9 protein-coding genes are annotated in these 13,852 nt (G+C 60.5%); 2 read left to right on the forward strand and 7 right to left on the reverse strand.

Annotation, left to right across the window (positions count from 1 at the left end):
• Positions 1–281 precede the first annotated feature (281 nt).
• Positions 282–770 carry an RES family NAD+ phosphorylase gene (locus AC1MEW_RS13975; RefSeq protein WP_201255718.1) on the reverse strand — a complete coding sequence of 163 codons (489 nt, stop codon included), beginning with the start codon at positions 768–770 and terminating at the stop codon, positions 282–284.
• Complete coding sequence (locus tag AC1MEW_RS13980; protein ID WP_201255719.1) at positions 767–1,261, reverse strand: antitoxin Xre/MbcA/ParS toxin-binding domain-containing protein; 495 nt, start codon at positions 1,259–1,261, stop codon at positions 767–769. Before AC1MEW_RS13980 ends, AC1MEW_RS13975 begins: the two co-directional genes overlap by 4 nt.
• A 480-nt stretch (positions 1,262–1,741) precedes the next feature.
• Here AC1MEW_RS13980 and AC1MEW_RS13985 point away from each other — a divergent pair, with 480 nt between their 5' ends.
• Positions 1,742–2,110 (forward strand): DUF6124 family protein, encoded by a 369-nt coding sequence (locus tag AC1MEW_RS13985; protein WP_480426671.1) that lies wholly within the window; start codon positions 1,742–1,744, stop codon positions 2,108–2,110.
• 69 nt (positions 2,111–2,179) lie between these two features.
• On the opposite strand, the gene AC1MEW_RS13990 is transcribed toward AC1MEW_RS13985, so the two are convergent.
• The 5 genes from AC1MEW_RS13990 to pvdM all read right to left on the reverse strand — a co-directional run bounded on the left by AC1MEW_RS13990 (position 2,180) and on the right by pvdM (position 11,931).
• Entirely contained in the window at positions 2,180–6,322 is a 4,143-nt protein-coding gene (locus AC1MEW_RS13990) for an amino acid adenylation domain-containing protein (protein WP_480426672.1), read from the reverse strand.
• A gap of 19 nt (positions 6,323–6,341) precedes the next feature.
• Positions 6,342–8,000 carry a cyclic peptide export ABC transporter gene (locus AC1MEW_RS13995; RefSeq protein WP_201255722.1) on the reverse strand — a complete coding sequence of 553 codons (1,659 nt, stop codon included), beginning with the start codon at positions 7,998–8,000 and terminating at the stop codon, positions 6,342–6,344.
• A 348-nt stretch (positions 8,001–8,348) separates the two neighbouring features.
• Positions 8,349–9,245 (reverse strand): dihydropyoverdine dehydrogenase, encoded by an 897-nt coding sequence (gene pvdO, locus AC1MEW_RS14000; protein ID WP_480426673.1) that lies wholly within the window; start codon positions 9,243–9,245, stop codon positions 8,349–8,351.
• 38 nt (positions 9,246–9,283) lie between these two features.
• Entirely contained in the window at positions 9,284–10,564 is a 1,281-nt protein-coding gene (gene pvdN / locus AC1MEW_RS14005; protein ID WP_201255724.1) for a pyoverdine-tailoring periplasmic protein PvdN, read from the reverse strand.
• Positions 10,561–11,931, reverse strand: coding sequence for a pyoverdine-tailoring dipeptidase-like protein PvdM (pvdM, locus tag AC1MEW_RS14010; RefSeq protein ID WP_480426674.1), 1,371 nt, complete (start codon positions 11,929–11,931; stop codon positions 10,561–10,563). Before pvdM ends, pvdN begins: the two co-directional genes overlap by 4 nt.
• A 253-nt stretch (positions 11,932–12,184) precedes the next feature.
• Here pvdM and pvdP point away from each other — a divergent pair, with 253 nt between their 5' ends.
• Complete coding sequence (gene pvdP, locus AC1MEW_RS14015; RefSeq protein ID WP_480426675.1) at positions 12,185–13,804, forward strand: pyoverdine maturation tyrosinase PvdP; 1,620 nt, start codon at positions 12,185–12,187, stop codon at positions 13,802–13,804.
• Positions 13,805–13,852: the final 48 nt, after the last annotated feature.

A 13,852-nucleotide genomic window follows, 5' to 3' on the forward strand; every position in this document is an offset into this window, starting at 1 on the left:
TAAGCGCTGTGTAAGTGGTAACGAGCCCGACCCGCAGATTGTGGGTCGGGTTTTTTATGGCCTGAAAAAAATGTCGCCCAATGTCACTCATTCAGGCGTGACGCTGACCTGTGGCGAGGGCGCTTGCTCCCGTTCGGCTGCGAAGCAGTCGTAAATCCAGGCGACTCGGTGTGCCTGGAAGAATGCAGGGGGCCGCTTCGCGACCCAACGGGAGCAAGCTCCCTCGCCACAAGGTCTGCGTTCGCAGCGCGCTATTTTTAACGGGCCCATAGCCTGATCGCTTACTTGACCAACCGCGTATCCAACCCAAAGCGCTCCTGCGAGACAAGCTTGAATTGATCCCCGGCCAAGTCGCAGCTCACCAGCAAATTCCATGAATGGCGGGTCACCGCGGAAGGGATCAGCACAAAAGGATGCTCGGCCAGTAACTCATCAGCAAATTGCTGCTGATTGGGCGAGGGCAGGGACGGGACCAGCCAGTTCGGGTTCGGTACATCGTCGGGCTGAACAATCTTGATGATGTTCGGGTCCAGCACTTCGAAGCACGTCAGTACGTGAGGCACCCTGTCAAGGGTATCGAAGCCCGCATGGACTGAGACTTCCAGAATGGCAGTCGAGGGATCGGCCGAGGCGTAAATAACCCGGCGGCCGGGAGGGTTCCATCGACCACCGGTTCTTTGTGCACCAACACCACTGTCCCATGTGTCCTTGTAAACCTCGCGATCCAGACGCCAAGCGTGCCACTTCCCGTCCCAGGGTAAAGGATTCATTGATAGACCCCGTGTTCAATCCGGGTCAGGTAATCCTCTACCACCTGGAAACCGAGCGAGTTGTCGATCAGCTCCAGCGGGACATGATCGTCCAGGTACTTACAGGGTTTCTTCAGCCAGTCCTCAGCCAACTGCTGGTCGCCAAATACGTTGGTTGCGTGCTCCAGGGTTTGCGCATACTGAAAGGCAACCGTGCTCTGCTGCTGGTTCAGACGCACCGGCTTGGTTTCTTTCACCAGGCGTTGGACAGTCCTGATGGACTTGCCGGTGATGCGCTGAACAAGGTTGTGCTCCATGTACAGCGTTGACGTGGAAAGCATGTCCTGGACATCACTCAGGTCAAAGCCCTCCTGCGTGTATTGGATGATCAACATAAGCGTGTCACCTCTGCGGCCATGTAACAGCACCTCAGTCGGCTTTCGGCTGACCTTTTTTGTGCTCGCTCCTATGTATTTAGCTGCTCGTTCTTCTACCTGATTCGCTGCGGACATACCGATGCCCTCCAATACGACATTTGACGCAATGATAGCGCCAAATGTCGCGGGTTAGGCAAGTGGGTTTTTCCCTGAATGCTGTCAGAGAATTCCTGAAATTCTTGATGTGGGTTCACGCGTTGAATGGCGCGTGTTTAAAGACACTCAGTGTTACGTCATAAACGGCTACAACGCCTTGCGCCGTTGCCTACGCGTACGCCAGAATCCGCCGGCTTGTGCGGCTGTGGGGTGGGCTATATCGTTTGCTGGTCACTGCAAAACAGTGATCGGGTTTGGTAGCCCGTCGTGATAGTCGTATGGCAACACCTTATGCAGCCCTGTTGTTGGGACATGCTCTATATGGTGGTCATGCGTGGGGCTCCTTTGTGAGCGCCGGGTTTTCTATCGCGACCGGTCTACCAACCCATGCATGGCCGCCACCTATTCGTTTGGTAGCGAAGGTGATGGCTCCTTAAAATTTGCGATGGAGTTTCATCTATGTTCAAAGTCACACCCAATCCCCCGAATACGGGTCCAGTACCCTGCGACGCCGCTTTTGAACTTGATCCCAAGAAAATGAAAGAAGCGGCCGACCGCGCGCTCAGCTATTACCTCAAACCCGGGGCGACGAAAACGCAGATACCGCCCCGCAGTTCCTGCACCTTCTTCACCATCGACGCAGCGGTGGATGACGAAACGTTGCTGGTCGAGGTCTACGAATCGTTATCAACGGCCCGCAAGATGGTCAACGATCTCGTCGAGCTGACGGACGGACCGCGACGCCATACGATGCTGGTGTTGCATCGTTCGCTCCTGATGGGTGAGATGGCGGTCAATCGGGTACTGGATAACCACAAGCCTGGATAGCCGCCAGGTGCGTGAATGAAAGGGCAACCCGCCGTAGCGCTGCGGCGGGTTGCAATCACGCGAGGCAGGTCAGCGCAGGAGGGTGCTGGCCAGGAAGGTCTCGATCAACGAGTCGATCATTTCATCTTCGAAGATCATGCTGCGGTGCAGCAGCGGCGAGTAAACCGAACAGTTCAATTCCCCCGAGCGGCTGTAGCCCTTGATCAACGCTTCGCTGAGCGCCTGCTCCTGCTCGGTTTTTTCCGGCAGTGCCCACCAGCAACTCGGTTTGACGTTGATTGGCTTGAAGGTAAACGCCGCAAACGCCTCCACCAATCGATCGTGCACCGAGAACGCTTGGGCGTTCATGATTTCGTTTTTGACGTTTTGCACAATCGCCAACAAATCCCCCTGACCCGGTTCGATCTGACCCGCCGCCCAGTCATAAAAATCCTTGGCTGAACTCTGTGGTGAGTCTTTCAGGTAAGCCGCGGTGCGGTCCGAGAGCGTAGGGAACAGCAGGTCGAAGTAGTGAATGGCGTCGAGGAATTCTTCCGACGCTTCATCGCTGGTTTCGTGCGGGTTCAGTTGTCGATAACGCGGCATGTCGGCGGGGTAGGCGTGTTCCGGGATGGTGCTGTCGACCAGTCCGAGGAAGCGCACTTCGTGCCCCAGACCTTCGAGGGTCGCGGTGATGTCCAGCGCAATCGCGCCGCCCAGGGACCAACCCATCAAGTGGTAAGGCCCCTGAGGTTGGGCCTTGATGATTTCGCGACTGTAGTCGTCAATCATCTCGTCCCAGGTTTGCCGGTCGTTGTGCTGCTTACCGAATCCACGGTGCATCACACCGCTAACCCCGGCATGCGCCTTGAGTTTTTTCGCCAGTGGTTGGTAACAAAACACGATGCCGCCGCTCGGGTGCACGCAGAACAACGTCGGTGCGCCGGCCGGTGCGCTGTTGAGTTCGACCACGCACTGAGTCTGATCATGGTGCTTGCGCGAAATGAACGCCGCCAACTCGCCAATGCTCGGCTGGGCCAGCAGTTCTTGCAGGCGCAGTTCGATATTGAGCCGGGACTTGAGGGTCGAGATGAATTGAATCGCCAGAATCGAATGGCCGCCCAGTTCAAAGAAGTTGTCGGTGACGCCGACCCGTTCCAGTCCCAGGGTTTGCTGCCACAACCCGGCTAGCGCTTCTTCCAGATGATTGCTCGGCGCCACGTAGTTTTGCTGCCACAAACTGGCGTCTGGTTCGGGCAATGCCTTGCGGTCGAGTTTGCCGTTGGCGTTGAGCGGGAAGTGCTCGATGAACAGCAAGTGCGCCGGGACCATATAGTCCGGCAACTTCAACTTCAGTGCGTCCAACAACTCTTCGCGCAATTCTGAGTTGGCCTCTTCAATGGCGATCACATAGCCGACCGGTTGCAGACCACTCGGGCCTTCGTGGGTCAGCACCACGCAGTCTTGCACCGCCGGTAAACTTTGCAGGCGCGCCTGGATTTCCCCCAGCTCGATGCGGAAACCGCGAATCTTCACCTGATGATCGATGCGGCCCATGTACTCAATGCTGCCGTCGGCGCCATAACGGGCGAGGTCGCCGGTGCGGTACAGACGCCCACCGGGCAGCGGGTCGAACGGATCGGGAATGAAGCGGGTCGCGGTCAGGTCGGTGCGTTTGAGGTAACCCCGCGCCAGACCGGCGCGGCCAACGTACAACTCGCCGACACAACCCTTGGGCACCGGGTTCAGGTGCGGGTCGAGCACGTACCACGACAGGTCGACAATCGGCACGCCCAACGGGCTGGCGGCGTTCGAATCCAGGTCATTCAACGACAATGGTCGGTAGGTCACGTGCACGGTGGTTTCGGTGATGCCGTACATGTTGATCAGTTGCGGCGCGCGATCACCGAAGCGTTCGAACCACGGGCGCAGGCTCTGCACGTCAATCGCTTCGCCGCCAAAAATCACATAGCGCAGGTGTTGGGTCAGCGGTTGCCCCGGCTCGCAGGCGATCTGCATCAACTGCTTGAAAGCTGACGGCGTCTGGTTGAGTACGCTGACTTTTTCCGCGCACAGCAGCGCATACACCTCTTGCGGAGAGCGGCTGACCGCGTGCGGCACGATGACCAACCGGCCGCCGTGCAGCAGCGCGCCGAAAATCTCCCACACCGAGAAATCGAAGGCGTAGGAGTGGAACAGGCTCCAGACGTCGCGGTGATTGAAATCAAACCAACCGGCGGTGGCCTGGAACAGCCGCACCACGTTGTGATGGGGCAGCAGCGCGCCTTTCGGTTTGCCGGTGGAGCCCGAGGTGTAAATCACATAGGCGAGGTTGTCCGGGTGCACTGTGACGTCGGGGTTGTGCTCGGGGCCGGTGGACGATGGCTCAAGCAGCAGGCAGCGAACGTCGGCCGGCAGCGTCAACTGTTCGCGCAGGTGCGTCTGGGTCAGGACGAGTGCGACGCCGCTGTCCTCGATCATGTAGGCCAAACGGTCGGCGGGGTAGGCCGGGTCCAGCGGCACGTAGGCGCCGCCAGCCTTGAGGATCGCCAGCAGGCCGACGATCATTTGCGGCGTGCGCTCCACGGCGATGCCGACCAGCACATCCGGGCCGACGCCTTCGCCGATCAGTTGATGCGCCAGTCGATTAGCCTGGCGATTGAGCTCGGCGTAACTCATGTGTTGCTCGCCGAAGCTCAGGGCGATGGCATCACCGGAGTGCTCGGCGTGGGCCTCGATCAACTGATGTAGGCACTGTTCGCGCGGCAGCACGGTTGGCTGGCGATTCCAGTCAGCCAAGGTCAGTTGCTGTTCGTCCGCGCTCAGCAGTTGCAGTTCGCCGAGGCTACGCTCCGGTGCCTGGATGATCCCGCGCAACAGGTTCTGCCAATGCCCGGCCATCCGTTCGATGGTCGCCGGATGGTAGAGGTCGCGGCTGAATTCGAAGGTCCCGGTCAGGCCTTGGTGCGAATAGTCGATGTCCAGCGACAGGTCGAATTTCGCCTGGTTCTCACCGGCGTCGAGAAACTCCAGCGCCAAGCCGTCCCATTCAACGGGCTGCGTCTCGGTGCCGCCGGTGCGCCAGTTGAACAGCACCTGGAACAACGGATTGGCGCTCTGGCCGCCCGGTCGTTGCAGTTGATCGAGCATCAGCTCCAGCGGGTAATCGGCATGCTCCAGCGCTGCGAGGGATTGCCCGCGCAGGTCCTGGAGTAAATCAGCAACCGGTTGAGTCGAATCGAGGCGCGCGCGGTAGACCTGGCTGCTGACGAAAAACCCGACCAGTTCCTGGGTTTCGCCACGATTGCGGTTGGCGTTGGGCACGCCGACGGTGAAGTCGTTTTGATTACTGTAGCGCCCGAGCAACAACTGCCAGACACCCAGCGCCACCACAAACGGGGTCAAACCTTGTCGCTGGCAGAAGGCGTTGAAGGCCTGGCTCAGGGCCGGCTCTAGCGTCCATTGAAAACGGCCGGCCAAATGCTGCTGACCGGTGGCGCGGGCGATGTCTTGAGGCAATTCGAGCACCGGCAATTCGCTGCCCAGGTACTCACGCCAATACTCGCCGCTGCGGGTGCACGCGGCACTGTCGAGGTATTCGCCACGCTGCCAATCGGCGTGGTCGGCGTACTGCATTGTCAGCGGCGGCAGGGTTGAATCATCGCCGACGCAGGCCTGGGCGTAAGCGCGGGACAGGTCCTGCATGAGAATCCCGTTGGACCAGGCGTCGGAAACGATGTGATGCATGTTCAGCAGCAGCACATATTCACGCGTGTCGGTCTTGAGCAGCGTCGCGCGAATCAGCGGTGCCTGGCTCAGGTCGAAGGCTTGCGTGGCCTGGCTCTGGATACGCTGCGCCAGTTCATCGGCACGGGCCTGAATATCGAGCGCCGTGAGGTCCTGACGATGCAACGTCAGCCGAGCCTGACGCTCGACCACTTGCGTCGGCACGCCATCAAGCTCAGTGAAAGCTGTGCGCAGAATGTCATGCCGATCAATCACGCGATTCAGCGCCACTTCCAACGCTTCGATATTCAGTTCGCCAGTCAGGCGCAACGCGCGAGGCAAGTTATAGGCGGAGCTGTCCGGCGCCCGTTGTTGCTCCAGCCACAGGCGTTGCTGGGCAAACGACAGCGGCGCCCGGTCCAGTCGCTGCGTCATCGCGCAGGGTTCATCGTCTGCGGCATCGGACATCAGCAGCGCCAGCAGATCATCATCAAGCAATTCGTTCATGAAGGTTCTCGCAAAGGGCTCAGGCGGTCGCGACCGGCGCTTTTTCGCTGATGACCCGACCCGCTTCCATCCGCACCAATTGGTCTGCGACATCGAAGTAACGGTCGTCGTGGGAAATAACGATGATGGTCTTGCCCAGGTATTTCAGTTCCGGCAGCAGTTCGGTGTAGAAGATGCGGCGGAAGGCCGGGTCCTGGTCGGCGGCCCATTCGTCGAACACCAGTACCGGGCGCTCTTCCAGCCAGGCGTTCAGCAGGGCCAAGCGTTTGCGCTGGCCGGTGGACAGGTCGGTGGTGCTGAAGGCGCCGTCGCGGATCGTGACTTTGTGGGCGATTTCCAGGCGTTCCAGGTAGCGGTTGGCGTCTTCCGGAATTTCCTGATCGCCCTGCACCAGTTCATCGAACAGGTAGTAGTCGGCAAAAATCGTGGTGAACAACTGGCGATAGTCGTCACGATTTTCGGCCATGACCGGCGCGCCGTTGAGGATGATTTCGCCACCCTGTGGCGCGTAGAGCCCCAGCAGCAACTTGATCAGTGTGGTCTTGCCGCCGCCATTTTCGCCGACGATAAAGACGATTTCGCCTTGTGCGATTGACAGGTTGACCGGGCCGAGGGCAAAGGGCTTGCTGCCGTCGACGGCTGGGAAGGCGTAGTGCACGTCGCGCAACTCCAGGTGTTCGACCAGCGGTTTCGGCGCGGCTTTGTCGCTGAGCAGCAGGTGTGGCTCCGGCGAGGAAAACTGTTCCGCCAGATCGGCGATGCGCTTGAACGCGACGTTGGCGCGGCTCACGACGGGCAGGGTGGTCACCAGGTATTCCAGCGGGCCTTTCATGTACAGCAGCACCAGCACGAAGCCACTGAGCACGGCTTTATCGGTGCCCAGCCAGAACGATTGCAGCACCAGCGCCAGGCCAATCACCACGAAAAACAACATTGAGCCGAGGGTCTTGGCCACCACAAAGGTGTTCACTGCGCGGATGTGCGTGTTGCAGATGTAGTCGGCCGTGGCTTCGATGCGTTGGCTGAACATGCGCTGGCGGCGCGGACGATGGATGCGCAGTTCTTTGGCACCATCGGCAATCGCGCTGTAGTGTTTTTGCAGTTCGTCTTCGGCGGCGCGAGCGGCCTCGAAACCCTGAATGCCCTTGGTCCGTGCAACCAGTTGAACCAGTGTGCCGATCACCAGCGCCACCATCAGCAAGGCGAACATCGGCAGCGACAGCCAGGCCAGGTAGCCCAGGCAACCGAGGGTGACGGTGATCGCAATCGCCAGCGGCGCAAAGGAAAACGCGAAATCACTGACGGTATCGACGTCGTGGGTCAGCACCGGAATCAGCCGATAGCTGCGAAAGCGTTCGATCTGTTCAATCGGCGCGCGCAGGACTTTTTCGCCCAGGTTTTTGCGCAGCCCGGCAATGATGTTCTGCCCGACGTGGTTGGTGCCGATGTCCGACAGGATCGACGTCAGCAACGCCACCACGCACAGGCCGACAAACGTCAGCAGTACCCGGGGTGTCGGGCTGCCGTCGGCGTTCAAGGCGTCATTGATGGTCGCCAGCAACGCGGTGATGCTGAGGCCGCCGAGCATGCCGAGCGCGATCGACACCACAACGATGACCCGGAATGGCTTGAGCAGGCCGAGGACTTCACTGATGGCTCCGCGGGAATTTGAGGTCATGGAGGTTTCCGCTTCTGGTGCCGCTAAGGGCAATGGTTCAAGAGTTTGGCTGCTTAAAAGACGAAACCCGTGAGCGGCGATTTAGCCGCGCACGGGTTTCTTACAGGTCTGGCGATGGGTGGGGACGAGCCTGCTCGCGAAGTGGGTGTGTCAGTCCGCATCCTGTTGGCTGACCATCCGCCTTCGCGAGCAAGCCCGCTCCCATATTAGATCTCCAGTGGTCGCAGAATTTGCGCACGACACAGATCCCCTGTGGGAGCGGGCTTGCTCGCGAAAGCGGTCTTCCTGCGAAAAAAATCTCGCCTGACCCACCGCTATCGCGAGCAAGCTCGCTCCCACATTTAGACCTTACAGGTCTCGGGCTACGCGAAAGCCTAGCCAGTCGCCACGGTCATCCGGGGAGGTGGCGTTGCGGTTGCCGGAGCGCGAGAACACCGGGGCTTCGCTCCAGTCGTTGCCGCGCATGCGCCGGTATTCGCACTTGCCGGTCAGCCAGGCACTGCCGTCGCTCGGGGCGCCGACGTAGTCATCGTTGAAGCAATCGGCGGTCCATTCGTAGACGTTGCCGTGCATGTCGTACACGCCAAAGGCGTTGGGCGGGAAGCTGCCGGCCGGCGAGGTGAAGTTGTAGCCGTCTGCCGCGCCGTAGGTATTGGCGTGTTTGGCGATGCTGTATTCCTTGCCTTCATCGAACGGGAAGGGGAACGGACCGCTGGTGCCGCCACGGGCCGCGTACTCGCGCAGGGACTCGCTGACCAGTCGATAATTCTGCCCGGTTTTCTTCGACAGCCACGCCACGTAGGCGTTGGCCTCGGGGAAGTCCATGCACACGGCCGGGTGTTTGGCGGTGTATTCGTAGCGCGGGATGCCAGCCTTGCATTCACGGCCCGGGCGGGTGTCGCCGTCGGGCATCACGTAACCGCTGTCGTGGATGTAGGCGTCCCATTCGCCTTTCAATACCTGGAAGCGGCTGATCGCCACCGGCGTGGCGAAGGTCACCGGGTGCAGCGGGCCTTCATCGGGTTCGCGACCGACTTCATCTTCCGGGGTGCCCATGGTGAAAGTGCCGGTGGGCAGCACGACCATTTCCGGGCAGTCCTTGCAATCCTTGAACACCTTGCCCGGTTGCGCCGGGGCGGCGGCCTGGGCCGCGCCCGGCATCAGGCTGGCGGCCAAAGCGGCCAAAGCGGCCAACAGCAGGGCCGGGAGTGCCTTCAAGGAAAAACTACGCAGGTCACTGTTCATCATTGATCTCGATAAAGGGTAAAAGGCAGCGTCTGGGGTTAAAGGGTTTTGTCGAGCACGGCCAGCATCTGGTCGATTTGCGCTTCGGTGTTGAGCAGGCCCGGTGCGGTGCGAATCACCGGCCCGACGTCGCGTTCGACGGCGTCCGAGACCACGCGGTTGGCCATCAGGTAGGCGGCGACTTTGCCACTGTCCTTGCCCTTGACCCGGAAGAAGGTGAAACCGGCGGACAGTTCGGGACTGAGCGGCGTGACCAGTTCGATCTGCGGGCGTTCTTGCAGGCGTTTTTTCAGGTAGCTGTTCAGTTCATGGATGCGCGCCTGAACCTCGGCCTTGCCGAGTTGCAGGTGCAACTTGAAGGCTTCGCTCAGTGCCCAGCGATGCTCGAAGGCGTGATACCCACCGGGGGTCATGGTGGTGGAGAAATGCTCGGCTTCGGAGAAGGTCGGGATGATCGGCGTGACGTACTTGACCTCGGTGCTGCGGCTGCACACGATGCCGGTGCCACGGGGGCCAAACATCCATTTGTGGGTGCCGGCAATAAAGAAGTCGCAGTTCATCGCCGGGAAGCTCAGGTCATCGACGCCAAAACCGTGCACGCCGTCGACCAGGTAGATGATCCGATCCTCGTCCTTGCGATGGCGGTTGTGCTTGTCCACCAGGGCGCCGATCTCGCTGATCGGGGTTTTCACGCCGCTGCCGGATTGCACCCAGGTCATGCCGAGCACCCGGGTTTCGGGTTTGATGCTGCGGTCTATGGAGGCGAGGATTTCTTCCTGGGTGACGGTTTGCGGGTCCTTGAACAGCGCGATCTTGCGCACCTTGGTGCCGTCTCGTTGCGTGCGCAATTGGAGGATGGTGTGGGTCGCGTAGTGTTCGTGGACGGTGGTGAGGATTTCCTGATCCAGGCGCACGTGCACGCCGCCGTAAATCATCGCCAGGCCTTCGGTGGTGCTGCCGGTCAGGGCGATTTGCCTGGCATCGGCTTGCAGGTATTTGCCGGCCCAGACCCGCACGTCTTCTTCGCGCTGTTCGATAACGCCCAGATCCCAATCCATTGCCAGCCCCGGATTTTTATCCAGCGCGGCGCGGTGCATCTCGATCGCCTCACGCACCGGTTTTGGGTGGGTGGTGATCAGGAAATTGGAGAAGTGCAGGTAGTTCGGGTCCTGGTTGAACAACTGGCGCAACTGCGCCCATTTGTCCCGAGGTAGCGGCGCGAGGGTGGCGGCGCTGGCGACATTTTGCAGGCCGGCGCCCAATGGCAGCGCGGCGGCGAGGATCCCGGCCTGTTTGAGAAAGTCTCGACGATTACTCATGGCTTGCTGGCTTCCCGAGCAGAAATCAGGGCGGGTTTGGCGGCTTTTTCCACCTGATCCCAGACCCGCAGAAAGTTGCCGCCCCAGAGCTTGGCGATGTCGGCCTCGGAGTAACCGCGCGACAGCAGCTCGGCGGTGACGTTGCGGATTTCGCCGACGTTCTCCCAGCCTTTGACGCCGCCGCCTTCGTTGAAGTCGGAGCTGATGCCGACGTGATCGATGCCGATCTTGCGCACGGTGTATTCGATGGCGTCGCCCAGGTCCTTGAGGCTGGCTTTCGGTTCTTCGTCGAGGATCGCGTAGAGCTGACCGGCGTACTCGCCGAACTTCTGCTCGGACCACGCGGCAATAATCGGGTCGCCCGGCATCAAGGCGTAGGCCATGTTAGGCAGCGGCGGCAGATCGAAGCGGGCGCGCAGGGCGTTGAGTTTGTCCTGGGTCGGTTGGCTCAGCGGTCGCAGGTACTGGGAGAAGCCGACGATTTGCACCACGCCGCCGCTGTTCTTGATCAGCTGCAATTCCTTGTCGCTGAGGTTGCGCGGAATATCGACCATCGCCCGTGGCGCCGAGTGTGAGGCCACCAGTGGTGTGCGGCTCAATTGCGCGACTTGCTCCAAGGCTTTGGTCGACATCTGCGACACGTCGATGATCACGCCGAGGTCATTCAAGCGCTGCACAGCTTGCTTGCCAATGTCTGACAAACCGTCCAGGGCATCCGGCGAATCATTGAAGAACGGCAGCGGGCGCGAGGAGTCGGCCCAGTCGTTGTTGCCTACGTAACTGAAGCCGAACATGCGCATGCCGCGAGCGGCCCACAAGTCCAGCAGGTTCAGGTCATGTCCCAGCGGATAGGCGTTGAGCATGCTGATGAAAATCGCAAACTTGCCTTCGCCGTGCAGGCGCCGGAAGTCGGCCGGGGTGTAGGCGATGGCGACTTGATTGGGGAAGTCGCGAACCATGCCGGAGATGATTTTGTAGCGGACTTCTTGCTGGTTACGCGCTTCGGCGACGAACCCGGCGGTGGGTTTGTGCGGCGCGTTGGGGCCGTTCCACAGTTCCGGCCAGCCGAAAATCGTCAGGGCTGCACCGGACAGGCGTCCGCGATTGGCCTTGACCAGGTCGAACTGGCCGCTGCCGTCCTTGTCGATTTCGTTGCCAGTGGTCCCGAACTCCTGGGGCACGGTGATGTGGCTGTCGAACGAGAGCATCCGTTCGTGCAACTCATCGGCCTGCTGAAGCACCTTGAGCGGGTATCCGGGGTTGTCTTTGAACCAGTGATCCCAAACCGCAAAACCTGCACCGGCGCTGATCGCCAGGGCCAGCGGCAGGCCGATGTAAAGAGCCTTTTTCGAACGTGGTGTTGTCATTGCCATCTCAGTCAGGTTCGCCGCCCCGGTGCAGGCGCAGGGGCCTTTGCTATCTGGGAAGAACGAGTGGCTAACGCAAGAATTTAGGTATTTGTTCGGGCCTCATCGCGAGCAAGCTCGCTCCCACATTGGACCGCGGTGAACACAAATCAAATGTGGGAGCGAGCTTGCTCGCGATGCTCTTAAATTTTTCGGGGGGATGAACGTTCTAGCTTGGATAAAGCCTGCTTCCATGGCTGACACAGGTAGGGCAATGACGATTTCTCGACGATGGTTCATGGCGGGCCTGGCGCTGACCGGCGCAGCCGTGCCTGCAGCTTTTTATGGGCATCGCGAATGGACGAGGCCGGACCCGACGATCACCCCCGGTGAGGCGTCGTTCGATGTGGCGGACGTCGCCGGTCAGCGCCTGGCCGACTCCTTGCGCGGGGTCTGGACGATTCGTTTCGACGGTCGCGATGCCGGCCTCGACGGCGTGCCACGGGACGGGCTCGAAGTGTTGATCGACATTGGCCACAAGGGGCGCGGAGTCAGCGGTTTTCTTGACACTGCCGAGCGTTTGCGCAGCAGTGAGGTGCCGCGTTATCGGATTGTCGGCGACCTGGCCGACGCCAATGCCTCGCAGTTGAGCTGGCGACTGGTCGGCGCCAATGGCACCACCGATTACGAATTCAACATGGACCTCGATGAAGTCTGGGCCGCGTTTGGTAATGCCGGCAGCGGTAGCCTCAGTGGCCGGGTGTTGCGACTGGATCGTCCGTTGGCCCTGCCGATGCAGGACAATCGCTTCCTCGCGGTCAAACGAATTTTCCCCGAAGCCCGCGAGCGAACGGGGTTGAACCCGACGTTATTGGCCTGGCTGGTGTCGCCGGAGCATCGGTTGTTTCACCAGCTCTGGCATGCGTCCCGGGACAAATGGCACACACTGTCCGACGACAAGCGCGATGCCCTGCGCGGCATCGGCTGGCAGCCCGGCCCTCGGGATAACGAACGCGATGCTCGCGGCGCGCGCAAGGATCGCAACGGTTCCGGGGTCGACTTCTTTTTCATGCACCGGCACATGCTCGGCACTGCGCGCTCGATGCAGGACTTGCCGTCCTGGCAATACTTTCCGTTACCGCAGCCAGAACTGCTGCGTGATCGCCCCGGTTTCGCCCGGTACTTCGACAACCACGACGGTACATCGCTGCCGCCGACCTGGCTGGCCGAAGGCGATGACGAATACACGCAATGGGTCGCCGACCTCAAGACGGCCGAGACGTACCAGAGCAATTTCCAGGTCTGGGAATCGCAGTACCGCGATCCGCAATACCTGTCGAAGCTGACCCTTGGCCAATTCGGTTCCGAAGTGGAGCTGGGGCTGCACGACTGGTTGCACATGCGCTGGGCGTCAGTGCCGCGCGACCCTTCGAACGGTCAACCAGTGCCGCTCGCCCGCGACCTGGACGACTTTGCGGCGCGCTGGTTTGCCCCGGAAAACGATTTCTTGGGTGATCCGTTTTCGTCCCACGTGAATCCGGTGTTCTGGCATTTCCATGGCTGGATCGATGATCGGATTGAAGACTGGTTCCGTGCGCACGAGCGTTTCCATCCGGGTGAAGTCAGCCGGTTGGAAGTCAACGGCGTGCATTGGTTTGCCCCGGGGCGCTGGGTTGAAGTCGATGACCCTTGGCTCGGTCCGGTGACCCACGGTTGCAGCACCACGCCGGGATTGCAGGTCGGCAAGTCAGTGGAAATGGACCCGGAAACCATGAAACTGGCGCTGCGCATTACCTTCGGCAGCGACGAAAAGAAACTCGCCGACCTGTTCCGCCGCGTGCCGAAACGACCGTGGTATGCGCGGAATTTGAAGGCCAAAGAAAACCAGGCCTGACACCGCGTTACCCTTCATTCGCGAGCAAGCCCGCTCCCACACTGGATC

The organism is Pseudomonas sp. ASL4 (genome assembly GCF_056680395.1).

What these genes read in the sequence shown, in the direction of transcription:
- pvdO (WP_480426673.1), bottom strand. Translation starts at nt 9,245, where the DNA reads ATGAACAGTGACCTGCGTAGTTTTTCCTTGAAGGCACTCCCGGCCCTG.
- AC1MEW_RS13980 (WP_201255719.1), bottom strand. Translation starts at nt 1,261, where the DNA reads ATGTCCGCAGCGAATCAGGTAGAAGAACGAGCAGCTAAATACATAGGA.
- pvdP (WP_480426675.1), top strand. Translation starts at nt 12,185, where the DNA reads ATGACGATTTCTCGACGATGGTTCATGGCGGGCCTGGCGCTGACCGGC.
- AC1MEW_RS13975 (WP_201255718.1), bottom strand. Translation starts at nt 770, where the DNA reads ATGAATCCTTTACCCTGGGACGGGAAGTGGCACGCTTGGCGTCTGGAT.
- pvdN (WP_201255724.1), bottom strand. Translation starts at nt 10,564, where the DNA reads ATGAGTAATCGTCGAGACTTTCTCAAACAGGCCGGGATCCTCGCCGCC.
- AC1MEW_RS13990 (WP_480426672.1), bottom strand. Translation starts at nt 6,322, where the DNA reads ATGAACGAATTGCTTGATGATGATCTGCTGGCGCTGCTGATGTCCGAT.
- AC1MEW_RS13995 (WP_201255722.1), bottom strand. Translation starts at nt 8,000, where the DNA reads ATGACCTCAAATTCCCGCGGAGCCATCAGTGAAGTCCTCGGCCTGCTC.
- pvdM (WP_480426674.1), bottom strand. Translation starts at nt 11,931, where the DNA reads ATGACAACACCACGTTCGAAAAAGGCTCTTTACATCGGCCTGCCGCTG.
- AC1MEW_RS13985 (WP_480426671.1), top strand. Translation starts at nt 1,742, where the DNA reads ATGTTCAAAGTCACACCCAATCCCCCGAATACGGGTCCAGTACCCTGC.